The organism is Imbroritus primus (genome assembly GCF_964332355.1).
In the GTDB taxonomy this organism is placed as follows: domain Bacteria; phylum Pseudomonadota; class Gammaproteobacteria; order Burkholderiales; family Burkholderiaceae; genus Imbroritus; species Imbroritus primus.
The window spans coordinates 227,377-249,580 of the sequence record NZ_OZ201293.1 but is presented as its reverse complement, the minus strand read 5'-3'; the positions used below and the strand labels follow the sequence as shown (position 1 = coordinate 249,580).

The 22,204-nt window shown below is 64.6% G+C and carries 19 protein-coding genes; 11 read left to right on the top strand and 8 right to left on the bottom strand.

Annotation, left to right across the window (positions count from 1 at the left end; genetic code table 11):
- The first annotated feature begins 106 nt into the window (after window positions 1-106).
- The 9 genes from bioA to ACQ3C8_RS01025 all read left to right on the top strand — a co-directional run bounded on the left by bioA (window position 107) and on the right by ACQ3C8_RS01025 (window position 8,582).
- On the top strand, window positions 107-1,516 hold the full coding sequence (gene bioA / locus ACQ3C8_RS01065) for an adenosylmethionine--8-amino-7-oxononanoate transaminase (protein ID WP_428853008.1): 1,410 nt from the start codon (window positions 107-109) through the stop codon (window positions 1,514-1,516).
- The gene (gene bioF, locus ACQ3C8_RS01060) at window positions 1,513-2,754 is read left to right on the top strand and encodes an 8-amino-7-oxononanoate synthase (RefSeq protein ID WP_428852158.1); all 1,242 of its coding nucleotides are present in this window, start codon (window positions 1,513-1,515) and stop codon (window positions 2,752-2,754) included. Before bioA ends, bioF begins: the two co-directional genes overlap by 4 nt.
- Before the next feature lie 27 nt (window positions 2,755-2,781).
- Entirely contained in the window at window positions 2,782-3,552 is a 771-nt protein-coding gene (gene bioD, locus ACQ3C8_RS01055) for a dethiobiotin synthase (protein ID WP_428852157.1), read from the top strand.
- 33 nt (window positions 3,553-3,585) lie between these two features.
- Window positions 3,586-4,641 (top strand): biotin synthase BioB, encoded by a 1,056-nt coding sequence (gene bioB, locus ACQ3C8_RS01050; protein WP_428852156.1) that lies wholly within the window; start codon window positions 3,586-3,588, stop codon window positions 4,639-4,641.
- A gap of 148 nt (window positions 4,642-4,789) precedes the next feature.
- On the top strand, window positions 4,790-5,731 hold the full coding sequence (locus ACQ3C8_RS01045) for a 2-hydroxyacid dehydrogenase (protein ID WP_428852155.1): 942 nt from the start codon (window positions 4,790-4,792) through the stop codon (window positions 5,729-5,731).
- Window position 5,732: 1 nt separating this feature from the next.
- Window positions 5,733-6,656 carry a hydroxymethylglutaryl-CoA lyase gene (locus ACQ3C8_RS01040; protein WP_428852154.1) on the top strand — a complete coding sequence of 308 codons (924 nt, stop codon included), beginning with the start codon at window positions 5,733-5,735 and terminating at the stop codon, window positions 6,654-6,656.
- On the top strand, window positions 6,653-6,928 hold the full coding sequence (locus tag ACQ3C8_RS01035) for a DUF1289 domain-containing protein (RefSeq protein WP_428852153.1): 276 nt from the start codon (window positions 6,653-6,655) through the stop codon (window positions 6,926-6,928). Before ACQ3C8_RS01040 ends, ACQ3C8_RS01035 begins: the two co-directional genes overlap by 4 nt.
- A gap of 156 nt (window positions 6,929-7,084) precedes the next feature.
- A complete protein-coding gene (locus tag ACQ3C8_RS01030) occupies window positions 7,085-7,597 on the top strand; it encodes a hypothetical protein (protein ID WP_428852152.1) in 513 nt (170 codons plus the stop codon).
- Window positions 7,598-7,610: 13 nt separating this feature from the next.
- On the top strand, window positions 7,611-8,582 hold the full coding sequence (locus ACQ3C8_RS01025; RefSeq protein ID WP_428852151.1) for an MBL fold metallo-hydrolase: 972 nt from the start codon (window positions 7,611-7,613) through the stop codon (window positions 8,580-8,582).
- Window positions 8,583-8,883: 301 nt separating this feature from the next.
- Here the strand turns inward: ACQ3C8_RS01025 and ACQ3C8_RS01020 are convergent, their stop codons facing one another.
- Together ACQ3C8_RS01020 and ACQ3C8_RS01015 are read right to left on the bottom strand one after the other, a co-directional pair.
- Entirely contained in the window at window positions 8,884-9,858 is a 975-nt protein-coding gene (locus ACQ3C8_RS01020; protein ID WP_428852150.1) for a tripartite tricarboxylate transporter substrate-binding protein, read from the bottom strand.
- Window positions 9,859-10,042: 184 nt separating this feature from the next.
- Entirely contained in the window at window positions 10,043-10,942 is a 900-nt protein-coding gene (locus tag ACQ3C8_RS01015) for an alpha/beta fold hydrolase (RefSeq protein WP_428852149.1), read from the bottom strand.
- A 143-nt stretch (window positions 10,943-11,085) separates the two neighbouring features.
- Between ACQ3C8_RS01015 and ACQ3C8_RS01010 the strand changes: the two genes are divergently transcribed.
- Window positions 11,086-11,523, top strand: coding sequence for a YbaN family protein (locus ACQ3C8_RS01010; protein ID WP_428852148.1), 438 nt, complete (start codon window positions 11,086-11,088; stop codon window positions 11,521-11,523).
- A gap of 19 nt (window positions 11,524-11,542) precedes the next feature.
- Here the strand turns inward: ACQ3C8_RS01010 and icmF are convergent, their stop codons facing one another.
- From icmF to ACQ3C8_RS00985, 5 genes are all read right to left on the bottom strand, one after another.
- Window positions 11,543-14,836: a fused isobutyryl-CoA mutase/GTPase IcmF gene (gene icmF, locus ACQ3C8_RS01005; RefSeq protein WP_428852147.1), complete on the bottom strand. Its 3,294-nt coding sequence runs from the start codon at window positions 14,834-14,836 to the stop codon at window positions 11,543-11,545.
- A 292-nt stretch (window positions 14,837-15,128) separates the two neighbouring features.
- Window positions 15,129-15,665: a hypothetical protein gene (locus ACQ3C8_RS01000; RefSeq protein ID WP_428849658.1), complete on the bottom strand. Its 537-nt coding sequence runs from the start codon at window positions 15,663-15,665 to the stop codon at window positions 15,129-15,131.
- Window positions 15,666-15,734: 69 nt separating this feature from the next.
- The gene (locus tag ACQ3C8_RS00995; protein WP_428852146.1) at window positions 15,735-18,047 is read right to left on the bottom strand and encodes a CHASE2 domain-containing protein; all 2,313 of its coding nucleotides are present in this window, start codon (window positions 18,045-18,047) and stop codon (window positions 15,735-15,737) included.
- Window positions 18,048-18,050: 3 nt separating this feature from the next.
- Entirely contained in the window at window positions 18,051-19,598 is a 1,548-nt protein-coding gene (locus ACQ3C8_RS00990; RefSeq protein WP_428852145.1) for a FecR domain-containing protein, read from the bottom strand.
- Window positions 19,595-20,410 carry a response regulator transcription factor gene (locus tag ACQ3C8_RS00985; RefSeq protein WP_428852144.1) on the bottom strand — a complete coding sequence of 272 codons (816 nt, stop codon included), beginning with the start codon at window positions 20,408-20,410 and terminating at the stop codon, window positions 19,595-19,597. Before ACQ3C8_RS00985 ends, ACQ3C8_RS00990 begins: the two co-directional genes overlap by 4 nt.
- Before the next feature lie 664 nt (window positions 20,411-21,074).
- On the opposite strand from ACQ3C8_RS00985, the gene ACQ3C8_RS00980 reads away from it, so the two are divergent.
- Window positions 21,075-21,458 (top strand): hypothetical protein, encoded by a 384-nt coding sequence (locus ACQ3C8_RS00980; protein ID WP_428852143.1) that lies wholly within the window; start codon window positions 21,075-21,077, stop codon window positions 21,456-21,458.
- 326 nt (window positions 21,459-21,784) lie between these two features.
- Here ACQ3C8_RS00980 and ACQ3C8_RS00975 read toward each other — a convergent pair whose 3' ends face one another.
- Entirely contained in the window at window positions 21,785-22,201 is a 417-nt protein-coding gene (locus ACQ3C8_RS00975; protein ID WP_428852142.1) for a hypothetical protein, read from the bottom strand.
- Window positions 22,202-22,204: the final 3 nt, after the last annotated feature.

The following is a 22,204-nucleotide window of genomic DNA, read 5'->3' as shown; positions in this document are numbered from 1 at the left end:
TCCGGCGCCTTCCCTAAGATAGACCGGTCCCGACCGATATCGCCAGCATCCGCTGGTCGAGGAGTGCGCTGTGTCCCGTGTTGCCCCCGCTGCCCTTGCCACCCCCATGCCCGATCCGGCTGTTGCACCCGGCAGGGAGCAGGCCTGCCATGCTGCGGACAACGCTACGTGGCAGGCCCGCTCGCGCACGGCGGTATGGCATCCGTGCACGCAGACGATCCGCCTCGAGGCCGCGCCGCCGCTGCCGGTGGCCCATGGCAAGGGCGTCTGGCTGCATGACTACGCTGGCCGGCGCTATCTCGACGCCACCAGTTCGTGGTGGGTCAATCTGTTCGGGCATGCGCATCCGGCGCTCAATGCCGCGCTCAAGGACCAGCTCGACCGCATGGCCCATGTCATGCTCGCGGGGTGCACCCACGGGCCGGCGGTGGAACTTTCGGAACGCCTGTCGGCCCTGACGGGCGGCGTGCTGGGGCATTGCTTCTACGCCTCGGATGGCGCCTCGGCGGTCGAGATCGCCCTGAAGATGAGTTTCCATTTCTGGCGCAATGCGGGCCAACCGGAAAAACGCGAGTTCGTCTGCGTGCAGCATGGCTACCATGGCGAGACGCTCGGAGCGCTGGGCGTCACCGACGTGGCGATCTTCCGCGATGCCTATGCGCCGCTGATCACGCCCGCGCATATCGTGCCCTCGCCCGACATGCGCGAGGCCGCCGTCGGTGAAAGCGCGGCCGATGTCGCGCACCGCGCCGCCGATGCGCTCGAAGCGCTGCTCGCGGCACGTGCCGGGCAGATCGCCGCCGTGGTGATCGAACCGCTCGTCCAATGCGCCACCGGCATGGCAATGCACGACCCTGTCTATCTGGAACGCGTACGCGCGCTGTGCGACCGTTACGCGGTACACATGGTGGCCGATGAGATTGCCGTCGGCTGCGGCCGCACCGGTACTTTTTTCGCGTGCCAGCAGGCCGGTACCGCGGCACAACCGGTGTGGCCGGATTTCCTGTGCCTGTCAAAAGGCATCAGCGGTGGTTATCTGCCGCTCGCGCTGGTGATGACGCGAGACGCCATCTATGCGCGTTTTCAGGACGAGGACATCAACCGCAGCTTCCTGCATTCGCACTCGTACACTGGAAATCCCATGGCTTGCCGCGCCGCGCTTGCCACGCTCGACCTGTTCGACAGCGAAGACGTACTGGTACGCAACCGCGCTCGCGGCGCGCGGCTCGCCGCCGCACTGCAGTCTGAACTCGCGGGTGCGCTGGCCGATGGCGTAATCACCCATCTGCGCCGGCAGGGCATGATCTTTGCCTTCGATGTCGCTCCGGAATGGATCGGCGAACGCTTCAGCGAACGCTTCCATCTCGCCGCACGCGCGCATGGCGTGCTGATGCGCCCCATCGGGCGTACCGTGTACCTGATGCCACCATATGTGATCAGCGATGACGAGATCGACTGGCTGGCCGAACAGACCGCGACGATCCTGCGGGCTACGCTGAACGGAACCATGGCATGAACCTGCTCGTCCATCTCGACCAACAGCTCGCCCTGCTCGATGCGCTGGCCCTGCGCCGCCGCCGCCATGTCGCCACGACTGCCTGCACCCCGCACCAGACCCTTGCGGCGCCGGGCGCGGAGACGGTCAGCACGCCGCTTGCCTTTTGCAGCAACGACTACCTGGGACTGGCCGCCCACCCGGCGCTCGCGGCAGCACTGGCCGAAGGCGCAGCACGCTATGGCGCCGGCAGCGGCGGCTCGCACCTGATCGGCGGTCACAGCGCAGCGCATGCCGCGCTCGAACAGCGGCTGGCGCAGTGGTACGCGCCCTATATCCCGGAAGTCGCCACGCTGTTCTTCAGCACTGGCTACATGGCCAACCTGGGCGTGCTGACGGCGCTTGGTTCGAGCGATGCCGTGCTGTTCACCGACAAGCTCAACCATGCCTCGCTGATCGACGGCGCGCGTCTCGCCGACGCGCAGGTCGAGCGGTACCCGCACGGCAACATGGACAATCTGGCGATGCGGCTGGCGCGCAGCACGGTCGCGCTCAAGTTCATCGTGACCGACAGCGTGTTCAGCATGGATGGCGATATCGCGCCCATGCAAGAGCTGCTGGCCCTTGCGCAACAGCACGATGCCTGGCTCGTGGTGGACGATGCGCATGGCTTCGGCGTGCTCGGCCGGCACGGGCGCGGCATTGCCGAGTATGCCGACCTGCATTCCGAACGGCTGATCTATATCGGCACCTTCGGCAAGGGCGCGGGGCTCTCGGGCGCCTTCGTCGCAGCCCATCGCACCATCGTCGAATGGCTGCTGCAGCGCGCACGCACGTATATCTTCACCACCGCGACACCGCCAGCCGTCGCGCACGCGCTGCTCGCCAGCCTCGATCTGCTGGAGGGCGCAGAGGGTGATGCGCGGCGCGCCGCGCTGCAGGGGCATGTTGCCTGGTTGCAAGAGACGTTGCCCGCCGCGCTTGCCAGCCTACCGGGCTGCCCGCTGCGACTCGGCGCCTCGCAGACCGCGATACAGCCCGTGATCGTCGGCGACAACGCCACCACACTGGCGCTGTCCGCCCGGCTCGACGCCGCCGGCCTGCGCGTGCCAGCGATCCGCCCGCCCACCGTGCCGGCCGGCACGGCGCGGCTGCGCGTGTCACTGTCGGCGGCGCACACCCGGGCCGATCTCGAACGGCTCGTCGCCGCCCTCGTCGAGCATGCGCCGCAGGTTTCAGCGGCAACACTCCCGGCCTGACCCCATACCCACAGAGAAACCCACATCATGATCGCTTCCCCTCGCGGATGGTTCATTACCGGCACCGATACCGGCGTCGGCAAGACGCTGTCGAGCAGCGCGCTGCTGGAAGCGCTGGGCCAGGCCGGTGTCCGCGCGATCGGCATGAAGCCGGTGGCATCCGGTGCAGAACCCGATGCGCACGGCATGCTGGTCAACGACGATGTCGCCCGCCTGCAGGCGGCCAGCTCCATCGACGCGCCGGCCAGTGCAATCTGCCCCTACCTGTTCCGCCTCGCCATTGCCCCGCATCTCGCGGCCGTGGCGGAGGGGCGCGAGATTGCCCTCGAACCGATCCTCGCCACATACGCCGCGTTGCGACAGCGCGCCGATATCGTGGTGGTCGAAGGCGTGGGTGGTTTCCGCGTGCCGCTCGGCCCCGATTTCGACACAGCAGATCTGGCGCAGGCACTCGATCTGCCGGTGATCCTTGTCGTCGGCATGCGGCTTGGCTGCCTGAACCACGCGCTGCTGACCATCGAAGCCATCCAGGCGCGCGGGCTGACCCTGGCCGGCTGGATCGCCAGCAGCATCGACCCCGACATGCTTGCCGCCGCCGCCAACCTGGACACCCTGCATCGCTACATCGACGCACCGCTGCTCGGCCATGTGCCCTACCTGCCGGAGCCGGATGCGAACCGGCAGCGTGTGGCCGCAGCGCGCCATCTCGACCTGGGACGCCTGCTGGGCAACCCGCACCATCCACCCGGAACGGCTTATGTGACGGAACACAACGCCGTCGCCGCCAGCCCCGACTGAATACTGAACCGATACTGACCGAGAGCACTCACCATGGAACACACCATCACTTTTCATGAGCGCGCTACGCCCGTGACGCGCCCCGGCGATTCGAGCCAGGCATGGAGCGTCGACGCCGTCGCCCAGCTCTTCGAACTGCCGTTCAACGATCTGCTGTTCCGCGCGCAGCAGGTGCACCGCCAGCACTTCGACGCCAATGCAGTGCAACTCTCCACGCTGTTGTCGATCAAGACCGGCGGGTGCGAGGAGGATTGCGGCTATTGCTCGCAGAGCGCGCACCACGACTCGGGCGTGAAGGCCGAGAAACTGATGGCGCTCGACGAGGTGCTCGAAGCGGCGCGCGCTGCCAAGGCCAACGGCGCGACACGCTTCTGCATGGGCGCAGCGTGGCGCAGCCCGAAGGAACGCCACATGGAACCGATCACGGCCATGGTGCGCGAGGTCAAAGCCATGGGGCTCGAGACCTGCATGACGCTCGGCATGCTGCAGCCCGAACAGGCTCAGCAGTTGAAGGAAGCCGGCCTCGACTACTACAACCACAACCTCGATACCTCGCCCGATTTCTACGGCAAGATCATCACCACACGCACCTACCAGGATCGTCTCGACACGCTCGGCCATGTGCGCAGCGCCGGTATCCATGTGTGCTCGGGCGGCATTATCGGCATGGGCGAATCGCGCGTGCAACGCGCCGGACTGATTGCCGAACTGGCCAACCTCGATCCGGCGCCCGAATCGGTACCGATCAACAACCTGGTGGCAATCGAAGGCACGCCGCTTGCCGACGTGCAGGCGCTCGACCCGTTCGAGTTCGTGCGCACCATCGCCGTGGCCCGCATCACCATGCCGGCTTCCATGGTGCGCTTGTCGGCAGGACGCGAACAGATGGACGAAGCCCTGCAGGCACTGGCCTTCATGGCGGGGGCGAATTCGATCTTCTACGGCGACCGCCTGCTGACCACATCCAATCCTCAGGCGGAGAAAGATCGCGCCCTGCTGGCGCGCCTTGGCATCCGCACCGATGTGCAGGAGGCCCTTGCGTCAGATGCTGTCCCGACGGAACCTGCTGGCTGCCAGCATCACGCCTGAACGCCCGGCGCAACGCCAGCGCCGGGAACCACGCCGCACGCGCGCTCCACTGCGCGGACGGGCCGGCTGATCTGCGTTAAAGTCAAGGCTTTACCGCATACGCTGGCGGGCATGGACCTGCCAGCGTGACCGATCTGCTGGAGTCCGCATGAAGTTGCAGTTGTATGTTCCCGATGGCCGCTACGATCCGTGGCTGGCCGCCTTCCGTACCGCGCTGCCGGAGGCCGCGCTGAGCACCTGGTCCGACACGGCGCAGGAGGAAGCGGACTACGCCGTGGTATGGAAACCGCCGATCGACATGCTGCGCGGCCGTCGCGACCTGAAGGCCATCTTCAACATGGGCGCAGGCGTCGACGGCATCCTGCGCTGGCACGCGGAGGCGCCGGGCGCATTGCCGGCAAACGTGCCGATCATCCGCCTCGACGATGCCGGCATGTCCATCCAGATGGTCGAGTATGTCACGCACGCCGTGCTGCGCCACTTCCGCCGCTTCGATGCCTACGACGTGCAACAGCGCGAAGGCCGCTGGAAATTTGCGCGGCCCTATGTGCGCGAAGATTTTCATATCGGCGTGATGGGCCTGGGCGTCCTCGGCACGCGCATCGCATCGGCCCTCGTCCCGTTTGGTTTTCCGGTACGCGGCTGGAGCCGCACGCCCAAGCAGATCGACGGCGTCACCTGCCATGCAGGCGCGGCGCAGCAGGATACCTTTCTCGACGGCCTGCAGGTGCTCGTCAACATTCTGCCGCTGACGCCGGAGACGGACGGCATCCTCAATGCCGGCCTGATGCGCAAGCTGCGTCCCGGCGCACATCTCATCAATATCGGCCGCGGCGATCACCTGGTCGAAGAGGATCTGCTGGACATGCTGCACGCCGAACAGCTCTCCGGCGCGACGCTCGATGTGTTCCGCACCGAGCCCTTGCCCGCCGGGCATCCGTTCTGGCAGGAACCGCGCATCACCATCACGCCGCATATTTCCGCGATGACGCTGCGCGACGACACGGTCGCGCAGATTGCGCGCAAGATCCGCGCGCTGGAAGCAGGCAAGCCAGTGGCCGGGGTGGTCGACCTCGCACGGGGATACTGACATGGGCTATCCATCCACCGTCAAGGTGATTGAAGTCGGGCCGCGCGACGGCCTGCAGAATGAAGCGCAACCGGTGCCGACTGAGGTCAAGATCGCACTGGTCGACCGCCTCTCGGCAGCCGGCTTTGCCAATATCGAAGCCACTTCCTTCGTCTCGCCGAAGTGGGTACCGCAGATGGCGGACGGCACAGATGTCATGGCCGGCATCGCGCGTCGCCCTGGTACGCTCTACTCCGCACTCACGCCGAACATGAAAGGCTTCGAGGCCGCACTCGCGGCGGGCGTGGACGAGATCGTGATCTTCGGCGCCGCCAGCGAGGCGTTCTCCCAACGCAATATCAATTGCTCGATCGCCGAGTCGATCGACCGCTTCGCGCCCGTGGCGGAAGCCGCCCAGCAAGCCGGCCTGCGGGTTCGCGGGAGCATCTCGTGCGCGCTCGGATGCCCGTACCAGGGCGCGGTGCCGGTCGCTTCAGTGGTCGACGTGGTACAGCGCTTGCAGACGCTCGGCTGCGACGAGATCGACATCGCCGATACGATCGGCGTGGGCACTGCCGGGCAGGTGCGCGCCGTATTCGATGCAGCAGCCCGCGTATTTCCAATGGAACGGTTGTCGGGCCACTTCCACGATACCTATGGACAAGCACTCGCGAATATTCTCGCCAGCCTCGACGTGGGCGTGACGATCTTCCATGCATCCGTCGCCGGCCTCGGCGGCTGTCCATATGCCAAGGGCGCGACCGGCAATGTCGCCACGGAAGACGTGCTGTATCTGCTGCATGGCCTGGGGATCGCCACCGGTATCGACCTCGATGCCGTCGCGCGCACAGGCGACTGGATCTCACAGCAACTCGGCCGCGCTAATGGATCGCGCGCCGGCCGCGCGCTGCTGGCCCGCCAGTCGGCCGGAGCCGCCAACGCATGACCAGCGCAGCCTACCTGCGCGCCGCGCGGCGGATCAGGCGGCTGGCGCCACCGATTCTCGCCGGCAACGATGGAGCCGGGGGAAGCACTCCGTCGCCCTGCAACAGCGTCTGCCGCATGGACCGCGTGCCGGGCAGCAGCGATGACTGGTGCCTCGGTTGCCTGCGTACGCTCGACGAAATCGCCAGTTGGTCGACACTCGAGCCAGCACGCCAGCGGGCGATCTGGCTGGCATTGCTGGCACGCGCCGAGCAGCTCGTGCAGGAAGATTGAAGGGAGGCTGCAAGCGATGTATCACTCGCGACATTGCGCAATACGCAGTACGAACGCAACGCCACGTCGAGCGCGGCATCGCACGGCATGTGGCACGATCTCACCCGCTGACTGGCCCGCCTTGCAATGAAGCCGGACATTGCTCGAGACCCATCCGTGATGCGCTCGCCGGACACGGAGCATGCGCTCGTGGCCGTACCGACCAGCGGACCGGCCTACAGTACCTACTTCAAATGCCTGGCAAGTGGCGTGGTCTGGCTGCTGGCCTGGTATGGCTGGCGCACGGTCGTCATGATGTCTGACGTGCATGTGCCGCTGGTCCGTGAGCACCTGGGCATGTTGCTGCTGGCAGGCGGTGCGGGCTGCCTGCTATTGCTGAGCTGGTGGCACTTCCTGACATCAACCACCACGGTCGACGTCCATGGCATCCGCCAGACCGGGATCGTCAACCGATCCGTGGAATGGGAGGCATTGCGCCATGCGCGGCTGATCGGCCTGCCATTCCTGGAGCGCCTGTTTCCTCCTCGACTGGTCCTGCAGACGCGGCAGGGACATTTCGTGACCTTCCATGGGGGGACGCCGGCGCTGCTCGAGGCGTTCGCCCATATCGCCGCGGCGGGTCACACAGGCCGCACACACCATACCGGCCGCGCCACCGACGCCAGATGACGGGAACCTTGCCATGACCATCGCCCTGCCGCCCAGCCTGCGCGTCTTCGAACGTGGCTGGCTGTCCGCCAACGGTCTGCTGTGCCGCGATCCTGAAAGCGATGCAGACCGCGACGCAGACAATGCCAGACCCACCCCGGCAACACGCTATCGCTATACGCTGATCGATACCGGTTACGTCAGCCACGCCGCGCAGACCGTCGCATTACTGCGCCATGCACTGGCCGGCGCGCCGCTCGTGCGCATCGTCAATACACATCTGCACTCAGACCATTGTGGTGGCAACGCGGCCCTGCATGCCGAATGGGGGTGCCGCATCACGATTCCCGCCATGGAGGCCGCTGCCGTCGCTGCATGGGACGAGGACCAGCTGAGCTTTCGCGCCACCGGGCAGGAATGTGCCCGCTTTGTACACGACGACGTGATCGCCCCTGGCGATACGCTGCAGCTTGGCGGTTATGCATGGCAGGTGCTTGCCGCGCCGGGACACGATCCACATGCATTGCTGCTGTTCGCCCCGGAGCCGCGTATCCTGGTGTCCGGCGATGCCTTGTGGCAAAACGGTTTTGGCGTACTGTTTCCCGAGCTGGACGGCGGTGGCGGGTTTGCGGAGCAACGCGCCGTGCTGGATCTCATCGCCAGTCTCGATGCCGCCGTGGTCATCCCTGGCCATGGCCCGGTCTTCGACGACGTCGGCGCCGCAGTGGAACGCGCGCGCAGCCGTCTCGCGTACCTGGAGGCCGAACCACGCCGTAATGCCGCACAAGCGTTGCGCGTGCTGATCAAGTTCCACCTGCTGCAACGCCAGCACATGCCCGACTCCGAGTTGCTGGCGTGGATGGATGATGCCAGTTACCTGCACCGCATCCGTGCACGGTTCTTCGACGATGCGCCAATGACCGCATTAATGGCCGAGGGCATCGCCGGACTGGTGAAAGCCGGCGCGGCACGTCATGTGGATGGCGTACTGTACGACCACGGTTGAACGAGAAGCGATCCTGGGCGCCACACCCTGCGGTTCTACCGCGTTTGCGTACCTGATCCCGTTTTCTTGCCAGCCCTTCGTCAGGGCGCCTTCGCCCATGTGATTGATGGCGGCAAGGTGAGCGGCGCCGGACAGGATGAAAATTGGAGTGATTCCTCCAGACAATCGCCCACGAATCCCGTGCGCAGTGTTGCATTCATACCAATAAAAAACCGCCCCGAGGGGCGGTCTTCATCTTGATGCACCGCTGCGTGGCGGACATCGCCGAACGATATCCGAGGGCAGACAGCATGCCCGGCAGTCAGTCGGCGTAGACGCCAGCCTTCTTGATCACCGGGGACCACTTGGCAATTTCCGAGGCCAGGTGGGCGCGCAGTGATTCCGGCTTGGCCTTGGCAGGCGGCACGGCTTCCGCACCAAGCTCGGCCATCTGTGCCTTGAACTTCGGATCCTGCACCGCCTTCTGGAGCGCTTCGGACAGCTTGTCGATCACGGCCTTGGGCGTGCCCTTGGGCGCGTACATGGCGTGCCAGATCTTCACTTCCAGGCCCGGCAAGCCTTGTTCGGCGGCGGTCGGCACGTCCTTGAAGGCTTCCACGCGACGCGGCTGCATGGCGGCGTAAGGCTTGAGTGCATTGGCCCGCAACTGGCCAGCGATGTTGGTGGTCTGATCGCACATCAGGTTCACCTGTCCGCCCAGCAGGTCGGTCAGGGCCGGCGCGGTGCCTTTGTACGGCACGGTCACGAGTTCGGTCTCGATCTTGCTCATGAACATCAGGCCGCACAGGTGCGAGGCGGACCCCACCCCGGCGTTGGCCAGCGATAGCTTGGCGGCATTGGCCTTGATGTACGGGAGCAGTTCCTTGAGGGTGTTCGGCGGCAGCGACTTGTTGCCGACCAGCAACATCGGCACGTCGGCGATCTCGCCGATCATCTCGAAATCCTTCAGCGGATCAAAGCCAAGGTTGCGGTACAGTGTGGGCGCGGTGGACATGCCGATGTGGTGGATCAGCACCGTGTAGCCGTCGTTCTTGGCCTGTGCCACGCGCTTGGCGCCAATGGTACCGCCGGCACCGCCGGTGTTCTCGATAATGATCTGGCCGCCGAGAGCCTTGCTCATCGCCAGGGCGAGTTCGCGTGCCACCTTGTCGGTCGGGCCGCCGGCCGCGAACGGAACCACCGCCGAGATCGGGCGCGAGCCGGGATATTCCTGGGCGGTGGCACCAAATGCCGAAAGCATCAGGGCCACTGCGGCGAGTTTCGACAGCACTTTCATCCTAGCTCTCCTTGCGTTCATTTGATTCTCTAATCGTCTGCCGCACCGCGCCTCCCCTCGAACGGGTGGCGCCGTCTGCGCAGCAAGCTAGCGGGGATGCTATCAACCGGCTGGCGCGGATGGCATCGGGATTTACCCCTTTTCGCGCCCCGCACCTGCACTCTGTTCGCGAATCCAGCGGACTCTACGGCGCTCTTGCGAAGAACGTCATCATCTCGGCCAGGATCGTCTCCGGGAGTTCCTCGGGCAGATAGTGCCCGCACGGCAATGCGGTACCGCTGACGGTTGCGGCCACCTCGCGCCACAGCGCCAGCGGGTCGAAGCACTGGCCTACGACACCGTGCTGGCCCCACAATACGCGTACGGGGCAGGCGATCATCCGCGCTGCCGCACGGTCGGCGCGGTCATGCTGCAGATCGACCGTGGCCGCGGCGCGGTAGTCTTCGCACATGGCATGCACCGCATCGGGTTGGCGCATGGTCGCGGCATAGGCTGCCATGGCGTCGGGATGGAACGGTGCCAGCCCGGCATGCCGCAACCCCATGAGCTTGTTGATGTAAAAATCGGGCGCGGCATTGACGAGCGTTTCCGGGAACGGCGCCGGCTGGATCAGGAAGAACCAGTGCCAGTAGGCACTGGCGAATGCCATGTCGGTGCGTTCGTACATGGCCAGCGTCGGGGCGATATCGAGCAGCATCAGTCGGCGCACGCATTGCGGATGATCGAGTGCCAGGCGATGCGCGACGCGTGCCCCGCGATCGTGCCCGCAAACATCGAAGCGCGGGTAGCCGAGCGCTGCCATGACATCGACCTGATCCTGCGCCATGGTGCGCTTGCTGTAAAGCAGGTGCGCCGGATCGCCGGCCGGCTTGGACGAAGCGCCATAACCACGCAGATCGGTGGCGATCACCGTGAAGTGGGCTGCCAGGGCAGGGGCAACTGCATGCCACACTACATGACTCTGGGGATGCCCATGCAACAGCAGCAAAGGCGAACCCGATCCCCCCTGGACACCGGCAATCTCGACACCATTCACGGTTTTCCTGAAAGGCGTAAACCCCGGAAAGAATGCCGCATCCGTCATGTTCGCTCCCTGGCACATCCAACGCGCCGCAAGATGGTCCCCTGACGTGAGCCGTCGTGACCATCGCGTCATTGCAGCTTCATTACAGCACGAAAGTCACCAGACACGCGACAAGTTCGCGGCGTTCGCGCTATGCTTGAACCATGCCTGCTCCAGCCGAACCCGATCACGCCGTGCTCGCGCCCGCCTATCCACCGCGGCTACTCGCGCGCTCGCGCGGTGCGCGCATCGCGTGGATGGCGCTGGGCTGGCTCGCCCTGCTGGCCGGTGCAATCGGCATCTTCCTGCCGGTCCTGCCAACCACGCCATTCGTCCTGCTCGCTGCGGCCTGTTTTGCCCGCGGCTCGGCGCGCTTCTATTTCTGGCTGTGCTCGCACCGCATCTTCGGCCCGCTGGTGCGCGACTGGCAGACCCATCGCAGCATTCCCCGGCGCGCCAAGCGGCTGGCCATCGGCATGATGTGGACGTCGATGGCAATCTCCACGTGGCTGTTCCGGGAACGCACCAGCGTCGTGCTTGCCCTGCTGGCTACCGGGCTGCTCCTGACGGTGATGCTGGCACGCATCCCGACACGACGCTGAAGCGATCTACCGAGGCGCGCTACATCGTACGCCGATACTGTCCGCCGACCTCGAACAGGGCATGCGTGATCTGCCCGAGCGAACATACCTGTACCGCGTCCATCAGCACTGCAAAGACATTCGCATCCTCGAGCACCGCTTGCTGCAGGCGCGTTAGCATGGCTGGCGCAGCGCCGGCATGCCGCGCATGGAAAGCCGCAAGGCGGGCCAGCTGCGAGTGTTTTTCCGCCTCCGTTGAACGCGCGAGCTCGGGCGTTGGCGCGGCCTCGGCGGCAGGCGCGAGAAAAGTATTCACGCCGACGATGGGTAGCGTACCGTCATGCTTGCGCTGCTCATACAGCATCGACTCGTCCTGGATTCGGCCCCGCTGGTAGCCGGTTTCCATCGCCCCCAGCACACCGCCGCGTTCGGTGAGGCGATCGAATTCGCGCAACACGGCTTCTTCTACGAGGTCAGTCAGGCTTTCGATCAGGAAGCTGCCTTGATTGGGATTTTCACAGCGCGACGGTCCCCACTCGCGGTTGATGATCAACTGGATGGCAAGTGCGCGCCGCACGGATTCGGCGCTCGGCGTGGTCACGGCTTCATCGTAGGCGTTGGTGTGCAGGGAATTGCAGTTGTCATAGAGCGCGATCAGCGCCTGCAACGTGGTACGGATGTCGTTGAAAGCAATTTCCTGCGCGTGCAGCGAGCGCCCTGAGGTTTGCACGTGGTACTTCAGCTTCTGGCTGCGCGCATTGGCGCCGTAGCGGTCGCGCATGGCAATGGCCCAGATGCGCCGCGCCACGCGGCCAAGCACGCTGTATTCCGGATCCATGCCATTCGAGAAGAAGAATGACAGGTTCGGTGCGAACGCGTCGATGTGCATGCCGCGCGCCAGATAGGCCTCGACATAGGTAAGGCCGTTGGCCAGCGTGAAGGCCAGTTGCGAGATCGGGTTCGCGCCGGCTTCGGCGATGTGATAGCCGGAGATCGACACCGAATAGAAATTGCGCACCTCGTGTTCGATGAAGTACGCCTGGATATCGCCCATCATCTTGAGCGAGAAATCAGTCGAGAAGATGCAGGTGTTCTGACCCTGGTCCTCCTTGAGGATATCGGCCTGCACCGTGCCGCGCACGATGCGCAACGTCTCAGCCTCGATCTGTGCGCGCTCGGCGACGTCAGGTACGCGGCCCTGCTCCGCTGTGAAGCGTTCGACGCGCTGGCGGATCGCGGTTTGCAGGAACATGGCCAGCACCGTCGGCGCAGGCCCGTTGATGGTCATGGACACGGACGTATCCGGATCGCACAAGTCGAAGCCGGCGTACAGCGCTTGCATGTCGTCGAGCGTGGCGATGGAAACGCCGGCGTTGCCAATCTTGCCGTAGATGTCCGGGCGCTCGGCCGGATCCTCGCCATACAGTGTGACGGAATCGAAGGCAGTCGACAGGCGTTTGGCCGGCATGCCCGAAGACAGGAGGTGAAAGCGACGGTTGGTGCGGAAGGCATCGCCCTCGCCCGCGAACATGCGGGTCGGCTCTTCCTTGTCGCGCCGCAAGGGAAACACGCCGGCGGTGTAGGGGAATGCGCCCGGTACGTTCTCGCGCATCAGCCAGCACAGGATATCGCCAGTATCGTGGTAGGCGGGCAACAGCACCTTGCGGATGGGCATGCCGGACAGCGTGTGCGTCACCAGTGGACTGCTGCGCTCGTGCCCGCGTACCTGCGTGACCAGCTGGTCGGCAGCGTAGCGTGCCTGCAGGTCTGGCCAGGCGGTAAGCAAAGCTTGCGCGTCTTCGTCGAGTTGCGCCGAACGCTTGGCAGCCAATTCTGCCAGCCGCTGCAGCGCGGGATCATCAGGCGCACCGCCCTCGGCCGCCAGCAGCCGCTGCGCCGCATTCAGTTGCTGACACTCGCGGGCCACGGCGCTCTGCCGCGCGACACGCGCATGATAGCGACGCACCATGTCCGCCACCTCGCTCAGGTAACGGCTGCGCGCCGGCGGCACGATGGCCTGGCCGAGGGCGGTGGTCTTGCCTGCGGGGTGGGCCAGGCGCGCACCGCTGGGTGGCAGACCATGCGGCACCAGCGCCGTGCGGAGCGCATGATAGAGCGCGGTAACGCCACTATCGTTGAAGCGCGAAGCCTGGGTGCCATAGACCGGCATGTCTTCCGGCGCGACATTCCAGCACTCGCGGTTGCGCTGCACCTGCTTGGCCACATCACGCCAGGCATCGGCGGCGCCGCGCCGGTCGAATTTGTTGATGACGACGAAATCGGCGAAGTCGAGCATGTCGATCTTCTCGAGCTGCGAGGCAGCGCCGAACTCCGGCGTCATGACGTACAGGCTGACATCGGCCAGCGGGACAATCGCGGCGTCGCCCTGTCCGATGCCGGAAGTCTCGACCACGATCAAGTCGAAACCGCTGACCTTGCAGGCGTCGATGGCGTCGGGCAGATGGGCCGGCACCTCGGCCACACTGTCGCGCGTGGCCAGCGAGTGCATGAAGATGCGTGGATGGTGGATCGCATTCATGCGGATGCGGTCGCCAAGCAGCGCGCCGCCAGACTTGCGGCGCGAGGGATCGACGCAGAGGATGGCGATGCGCAGGGTCTCGGCATCATCGAGCCGAAAACGGCGGATCAGCTCGTCAGTGAGCGATGACTTGCCGGCGCCGCCGGTGCCGGTGATGCCGAGCACCGGCACGCGCCTGATCATGGCGGCCGCCTGCACTGCGGCGCGTGTTTCAGCCAACACCCTTCCTCCCGCGCACTGCGAGAGATAACGGGCCAAGGCCATATCGCGGCCTGCCAGCACATCGCCCACCTCGACCGGCGCGGGTCTCGGGGCGGCGTAGCAACGCGCGATCATGTCATCGACCATGCCACGCAAACCCAGCGCCTGGCCATCCTGCGCGCTGTAGAGCCGCGTCACGCCAGCCGCATGCAGCAAGGCAATCTCGTCTGGCACGATCACCCCGCCTCCGCCGCCGAACACCCGAATATGCGCCCCGCCCCGCGCGTGCAGCTGCTCGACCATGTAGCGGAAATACTCGACATGCCCACCCTGGTAGCTGGACACGGCGATCGCGTCGGCATCTTCCTGCAACGCGGCCGTGACCACCACCTCAACGGAGCGGTCATGCCCGAGGTGGATCACTTCGCAGCCGGCAGCTTGCAAAACCCTGCGGATGATATTGATGGACGCGTCGTGCCCGTCGAACAATGCAGCTGCGGTGACGAACCGCAGCGGCCCACGCGCGGCGCGATCGCGATTGCTATCGCCATCGGCATAGCCGCCGCGCAGACGCGCATCGGAAAGATCAGTCATGTCACCCCCTGGAGAGCCATGCCGTCATGTAGCCGGGCGCAGCGTGCTGCCGCACCGGCAGCTCACGCGCCGGCCTTGGCAAAACCCGGTCAAGTGCCTGAATCAAGCATACGCCGGCCGATCGCCTGGGGCAAACATGCGGGAGGCGCTGGGGGGAAGGACGTCCGCAGGAACGGCGTATCGCCAGTGCAGAGAAAGCGCGACGCGCGCACGCCATGGCACGAACGCGTCGCGGGAGCAAGTCATGCCGGGCCGGCAGGTCGTGGCGGCCGGTGTACGGTCGGCCGTGGCCTCAATAACGCGGCGATCTCAATGCCTGCTGGCAGACGTCGGAGTTGATATAGACATCGCCGATGCGGCGGTTGTCATTGGTCAGGTAACGGTAGCGCAGATCGACACCCATGCGCGCGAGGATCTGTACATCGGCGTTGGTGCAGATATTGCGCTGCAAGGATGGTGCGAAGCGGACTTCGAAGCTGGCGAGGTCGGGGGTGGGTCCGGCGAAATTGCTGAGCTTGATCTGCAGCATGATGCGCTTGGACGGCAGCGGACGGCAGCGCACCAGAATACTTTCCTTGTCGATGACCAAAGGCAACACGCCATTGACCTCGGCGCAGGCGCGCTCCAGCGCGGCATCCACATTACGGCCGGAAAGCAGGGAAGGCACCCCCGCAGCCCCGGTATTCCTGCCCGTGGCGGCACCCAGCACCATGCGGGCCAGCCCACCGAGCCCATCGTCGGCGGCAGGCGCGGCAAGCACCATCGCCGAGTAAAGCGTGGCGCAGGACGCAACGGTGAACGCTATCGATGTGATGAAACTCGATCTCATGGGCTCGATTATCGCACGCGATACGTGACTCACGACAGGTTACCCGGTAATCGCGCCGCCAGAATCCGCTCAATCCAACTGCACGTCCTTCGCACAACGCGGCAGCTGGAGCTGCATGGTAGTCCCGGAAGCGCCGGTTTCGAGCACGGCGACATCACCGCCGTGCCGCTCGGCGACGACTTGCACAAAGGCCAGTCCCAGGCCGACGCCGCTGAGTTTACCCGGCTGGTGGCGGGCCCGTCGGAAGGCATCGAAAATCGTCGGCACTTCCGCCGGGGGGATACCAGGCCCATGATCCACAATCTGGATGGTCACGGTACTTTCGCCGGTCAGCAGGCGGATGCAGACGATGGTTGCACGCGGCGAATACTTGATCGCATTGTTCAGCAGGTTAACAACCGCGCGCGTCATCAGAGAGCGGTCCGCATGAATCAGTACTTCGTCGTCCCGGCTTTGCACCTCGATGTTGACGTCACCCGCCGAGGCCAGCGCCCAGACATCATCCGCGGCGTCGATCAGGAGCGAACGCAGGTCGAACCACTCCAGCTGCAGGTCGATCGACTTGGCGCGCGCCAGCTGCACAAAGCCATCGGCCAGCGCCATGGTTTCCTGCGCGTGCCGCTCGATGCGGTCGAGCAGTTCGGTTTCATTGAGGGCCAGATGCCGCTGTCGGCGTAACTCCACCAGCGCCATGATGGAGGCCTGCGGCGAACGGATATCGTGGGTCAGGAAGCGCACTGCCTCTTCGCGCTCCTCTTCGGCACGCCGGATCGAAGTGATGTCGGTGAGGCTGACGATCCAGCCGAGTACAGACTGGTCGGTCGCACGAAACGGCGTGGCGCGCAGCAGCTGTACCATCCCCTCGCGGTCCATGCGCTCCTGCCGGTCAACGCGCAAGCGCTGCGCACCCAGATCGAGCGGTTCGCCGTCGCCCAGCACGCCAGCCAGGCGCAGCAGGTTGCCGAGAACGAAGATATTCAACTTGGCACGTACACCAAAGCGCGCGAAGTAGCGCTGCGCCGCATCGTTGTTCATCAGCACGCGCCCATGCAGATCGACCACCATGGTGGCATCCGGCAGGCTGTTCAAGCCATCCGAGACAAACCGGCTCACACTCTGCAACTGCCGGATCGCTGCTGCCAGTTGATAGCCGCGATGGTCGAACAGATCAGCATCCGCCGATGCGGGAAAGAGGCGCAACACCGGCAGCGGTATGGTGCTTTGCGAAAGATTGCGCAGCTGGTGGTCAAGGTAGCGCAGCGCGGCCTCCTGACGCCGCCAGCTCCACAAGGGATAAGCGACCAGCACGCCGAGGACGGCTGAGGCCGGCGGCATCCAGATCCCGACGCGTAACAACAGGAAGGCACTCAGGCCAAGGATGCCGGCGGCAATCGCACACGTCACCATCAGCCCGTGCCGAGGCGTGAGGAAACGCAAGGCGATCAGTGCACCGGCGACAAACAGCAAGGTCAGCACCACATGTTGCGCCATCGATATCGGAGTGATGTGCATGCCGGCCTTGAGCGCCGCGACGATACTGGCAATCAGCTCGACGCCGGCCATCGGCTTGTGGTCGCGGGTCATCGGTGTGTTGACGGCATCCGCCATGCCAGATGCCATGGCGCCAATGAGGACGATGCGTCCCTCCAGATGCTCCGGCGCAACCCGGCCCTGCAGGACATCGACATAGGAAAATGCCGGGATATGGCCGGGCGGGCCAAAGAACGGAATCAGGTAGCGGCTGCCGCGCGGGACATTCTGCAGCGCCGGCAGCCAGGCCGGATCGACAAGACGCAGGGCGGCCACGGCGATGTGATCCCATCCGCCGTTTTCGATGGCTTGCTGGAGCACAGCCTCGCGCACCACGCCGCCATCGCCAATGACCGCTTCAATATGGCCAAACGAGCGTGCCGCGTCTCGCAGGCGTGCAGACGGGTAGTAGGTTACCGGCGCGCCACTGCCGCCCTCGACCAGCACAGGCAGCACCGTTGCACCATTGCGCCGCATGGCATCTGCCAGCAGGGTATCGTCATCGGGAAAGGCGGAGCTTTCTTCTGCCAGCACAAGGTCGAACACCACCGCGCGGGCGCCGGCGTCGGTCAACCGATCCAGCAGCGCCGCATGCAATGCGCGGCGCCATGGCCACTGGCCGAGCGCACGGATACTGGCATCGTCGATACCGATAAGCACGACATCGTAGGGAACGGGTTCGAGCCGGGTCGAGAGGATCTGGTCATAGAGCAGCGTGTCGGCCCGCCGCAGGCTGCCGGTGAGCACCAGCACCACCACGCAGGTCAGTACTGCCAACGACAGTGCCAGCCACTCAGCGGTGGTGCGGTGCGTCTGCCCAAGCGCACGCCATAATCCGGTCAGCCGCTTCACTGATTACATGGGTCCGATACGCAGTCTCTGGGGAGGCGTGTATGCCCGCGGTACATCATGACGATCAATATAACGTTGCCGCACCGCATAGTCACCTGCCGGCAACGGTGGCAAGGCTACGCCGTCAGCCGCGCCTGCAAGGAGGCGGGGAGCACCCTCGCTTCCGGATGCCGCACTGATTTCCAGCTGGCCTGCCATGCCGGCACGCGGCCGCCAATGCAACGAGACAGGTACGGCATCGCGAACGGCGCCAGCCCCTTTTCCTACCGTACTCCACGGGCCAGCGATGCGTTGACCGTCTCGCTCGACCACGGTGCGGATGCGCCACATCGCTCCCTCGCCAGGCAGCGTGAAGCTCGTGACGTCGGGCGCCAGCGGTACCTGCATGTGCGGCGTTCCCGGCGGTGCCGGCGGCCACCATTCCAGCTCATAGCCGGCGCTCCCGGGTACGGCAGCCCAGGCGACCGTGTTCTGGCGCAGCTCACTGCCAGCCACCCGGCCACCGCCAATGGTCAGCGGCGGTGCCGGACGCGCTGCCACCTGGATATGCTCGACCGTGTCGTTTCCTTCGATGCCGGCAGCCGAAATCGCCCGCACCTTGATGTAGTAGTCACCGTCATCGAGATCCGCAAACGTATGCTCGAGCTGCGCCGTGGCGCGGGACTCGAGCACCTGCGTGAAGCCCTTGTCGCGTGCCAGTTGCACGCGGTAAGCCACCGCCTCCGGAATCGCGGCATAACGCAGCACGACGTCGCCAAAACCTGGCTCCACCTCTGCCTGTGCACGTGGCGCGGGCAGCAGGGCTTCGTTGACCACACCACGGTCCGTGGCGCCCAGGCCCTGGCCCTCGCGGATCGTAATCCGGTCGCGCGCGCCGCGTGCCAGCACCTCGACCTCGCCCTTGAGCACCTCACCGGTGACACTGTCATCAGTGACGCCGACGCGGAAGCGCGTGCCGCGTACACCCGTCACCGCGCGCGGGGTGCGTATCTCGAAACGGCCGACACCTTTGCCGGATGGGTCAACGTTGGGTTCGACCTGGCCGCGCTCCAGCAGGATCACGAAATCCTGCAACCCAGCACGGCGGAATTCCGTGACCTGCTCGATCCGCATACGGGCATTGGGCAAGACCAGTACGGTCGAACCATCGAGCAGCTCCAGCGAGAGATAGCCGTCCGGTCCGGTATGAATCTCCGTGCCCCGCTCGAGCAAGGCGCCAGACACCGGCATATCACGTTTGACGATCTGCACCTCACCCTTCTGGTAGAGGACACGTGCCGCCGTCGGATCCTTCTCGATCAGTCTGAGCGGTACGCGTACGGTCGTCCCGGGCACCAGCCGGCGCGGATCGTCGATCTTGTTCAGGCGCACCAGCTGCGCCCAGTCCTTGGCAGTTGCGTAGCGGGAAGCGATATCGAAGATGGTGTCGCCATCCTGCACCTGATACAGGAAGTCCTGGTGGCGGGAGCCAGCCGGCTGGGCAAGTACCGGACTGCACAGCAGGCTGCCTGCGGCGCACCCCAACCCAAGCAGCGCGCGTAATCGTTTCATCCGCTGACCCTCCAGTCGGGATCGGTGTTGCCTCGCTCCTCTCCGGACGCTTCACCATCGTCGCCGTTTTCCATATCGCCAGTCGTCTGCAGGCGATAGCCGAGTCCATAGACGGTCGAAAGCTTGAAGCCGAGTTCAGGACGCAAACCGAGCTTGATGCGCACGCGCGACAGGTGCGTGTCGACCGTGCGCGATTGCGGCGAGATATCGCGACCCCAGATACGGTGAGACAGCTCGCTTTTTGAAACAAGGCGGCCAAGACTCGACAGCAGCAGCGACGCCAGCTCGAATTCCATTTTCGTGAGTTCGGCGGGCACGCCATTGCGCGTGATGATCTGGCGGGCCGGATCGATCACCAGGGGGCCGATCGTAAACGTCTCGGATACAGGCCGCTCCGGATAAACACGCCGCAGCAGGGAGCGAATACGGGCAATCAGCTCGGCCGGGCGAAAAGGCTTCACGAGATAATCATCCGCGCCAGCCTGCAATCCGGTGATGACATCTTCCTCAAGGGTACGGCTGGTCACGAAGATCACCGGCACGCCAAATCCCAGATTGGAGCGAATCCATTGCAGGACTTCGAATCCGCTCATTCCCGGCACTTCCCAGTCGAGAATGAACAGGTCGTAGGCTTCTTTGCGCAAGGTGTAGATGAGCTTCGAGCCTTCGTAGAATATGTCGGTCGCAAAGCCTTCTTCCGCAAGAACCTTCTGGATCAGCTGCGCCTGGCTCAGATCGTCTTCCAACGCTACGATTCTCATGTTTCCCCCCTCGATTGGCCGGGACAACGAATTCGGAATAGTGGCTGTCAAACTCAGCCCGCCGTCGTGCATCCGCAGATTGAACAGGCATGCGAGAAATGTCCGTTGGCCTGGTCGGGTGATAACTTAATACACGTTTTAAGCGTGTTTTAAGTCTAGTGGCATGGTGATTACCAAGGAATAAGACACTTCTTATAAACTGCAAATTTTTATAAATTTTTGCTTTTCACTTTACTTTCTCAAATCAACACGATGCCCAGTAAGCCAGTATTGGTGCGGGGATTAAACGATGCGAAAATGAGTAATCAATCATTTAACCCCCTCTTATTGGGGGCACCGTTTCACATTGGTTCGCAATCTATTTTTCATTGTCGCAGTAGCATTGGCATATACGTTGAACAACCGCATTGCATGCCAGCCCGTCGGTGCCGCTGGCAAGCCTGCCCACAGCGGCGCGCCAATCCGCCGCGCAGTCGTGCGAACTTACTGGAATATGTGTTTCATGGCGATACCAATGACCGGGCCTTCACGCGTTTCTGCCGTGCCAATCACACGGCCGTCGGCGGACGCATCGCCTTCGCAGCCCGATAACGCTGCATCGGCACCCTCGAATGCTGCCGCAGCCCATAGCAAGGCTACGCGCCACGACAACGTACATGGTGACAAACCGACGGCCGGCGCGCCGCGCGATTCGTTCGCGCCATCTGCAACCGACATGGCCAGCGACCCACAACAGGGTGGGTCCGCGAAACTCTACGCCGCCAAGCAGTTGCTCGATCAGATCGGACTCTCCGGCCTGGCCGCACGGACCTTTTTCGACAAGCAGGTGGAACGGATACTGGCCGACGATCCCGCAAAGCTCGAATCATGGCTCACGGGGTGGATACTTGCCGCCCGGCAGAATGCATCTGCCGCAAGCGCACCCGTCAACACGCTTGATCCGTTGACGCCGGAAAGCCCTCTCGCGTTGCTGGCACAGCAGCCCTGCAATAGCAATGAGGAGCGCGTGACACTCGCGACCTGGGTCGCCCTCCCAGAGGCAGAATTGCGGCACCGTCTCGCCGAGGCTACCGGAACCCCCGCGCGTCCAGCCGCCTGACAGAGACAGGCGCGCCCCGCAACGAAGCCCTCCGCCACGGTCGTCATACCGTGCCCGACCTGGACATTCGGATTGAATACCGCGGCGCCAGAACCGGCCACCCTCAATGGCGCTGCCCTTCCGGCCCGCGAGGGTACAAACGGGATGCGAAACCCAGTGACCAGCCATCGGTGACAGTAGCCTGATTGGCATTTCCACAGCAGACGTTGCTGCATCAGTCGCGGCCCATGCCTCATCGTAGCCTGCGCCTTCACTACGGCTTGAGCAACGGCCCAGCCATGGCCCCGACTGCGATCCCGACTACAGGGTTCCACAACACATTCCAACTACAATCCCACCCGCTGCTCCAGCTGTGTCAACATTTCGCGCCACACCTGACAGGTCCGCGCGAACTGCACGACGCTCTCATCGAATTCCGGCTCGCCGCATCCAGCTGCCAGCCGCTGCCACAGATGCAGGACATACCCTTCGGCATCAATCGTGCAACTGGCGGGGGACACCCTCATCAATCCCGCAGCGAATGCGCCGACGCGGCATACCATCCGCGCACGTGCCTCCGGCTCCCGCGGCAGGGCGCCGACACGCGCACGCAGTACGATGGTGGCATTGGGGGCTTCCTGCAGGCTCATGCGGATACCGTCACCTGCCAGAACCCGCAAACCGCCGTCTGGCGTACACGCGCTCTCCGGCAAGCCTCGCCGGAGACGATAGCGATGCAATGCCTGCGCACTGCTGATAGCCATTGC